Below are 1099 nucleotides of genomic sequence, written 5' to 3' on the forward strand. Positions count from 1 at the left end.
GCTTATTTCAATTCAAAAAATATGAATGAAATATGAAAAGAAAACATTATTCTGGTTGATCCTGCCAGTAGTTATATGCTTGTCTCAAAGATTAAGCCATGCATGTCTAAGTACACACGAATTAAAAGTGAAACCGCAAAAGGCTCATTATATCAGTTATGGTTCCTTAGATCGTTAACAGTTACTTGGATAACTGTGGTAATTCTAGAGCTAATACATGCAATTAAAACATGAACCTTATGGGACATGTGCTTTTATTAGGCTAAAACCAAGCGATCGCAAGATCGTTATATTGGTTGAACTCTAGATAACATGCAGATCGTATGGTCTTGTACCGACGACAGATCTTTCAAATGTCTGCCCTATCAACTTTTGATGGTAGTATMTAGGACTACCATGGTTGCAACGGGTAACGGGGAATCAGGGTTCGATTCCGGAGAGGGAGCCTGAGAAACGGCTACCACATCTAAGGAAGGCAGCAGGCGCGTAAATTACCCACTCCCAGCTCGGGGAGGTAGTGACGAAAAATAACAATACAGGACTCATATCCGAGGCCCTGTAATTGGAATGAGTACACTTTAAATCCTTTAACAAGGACCAATTGGAGGGCAAGTCTGGTGCCAGCAGCCGCGGTAATTCCAGCTCCAATAGCGTATATTAAAGTTGTTGCGGTTAAAACGTTCGTAGTTGAACTTGTGCTTCATACGGGTAGTACAACTTACAATTGTGGTTAGTACTATACCTTTATGTATGTAAGCGTATTACCGGTGGAGTTCTTATATGTGATTAAATACTTGTATTTTTTCATATGTTCCTCCTATTTAAAAACCTGCATTAGTGCTCTTAAACGAGTGTTATTGTGGGCCGGTACTATTACTTTGAACAAATTAGAGTGCTTAAAGCAGGCTTCAAATGCCTGAATATTCTGTGCATGGGATAATGAAATAAGACCTCTGTTCTGCTTTCATTGGTTTTCAGATCAAGAGGTAATGATTAATAGAAGCAGTTTGGGGGCATTAGTATTACGACGCGAGAGGTGAAATTCTTGGACCGTCGTAAGACTAACTTAAGCGAAAGCATTTGCCAAAGATGTTTTCAT

At 39.5% G+C, this 1099-nt stretch carries 1 rRNA gene; it reads left to right on the plus strand.

The window, feature by feature from the left end:
* Window positions 1-43: 43 nt before the first annotated feature.
* Window positions 44-1099 (plus strand): 16S ribosomal RNA (locus KP703_RS15430); the annotation flags it as partial.

Source organism: Acetobacter sp. P5B1 (genome assembly GCF_018811985.1).
Taxonomy (GTDB): domain Bacteria; phylum Pseudomonadota; class Alphaproteobacteria; order Acetobacterales; family Acetobacteraceae; genus Acetobacter; species Acetobacter cerevisiae.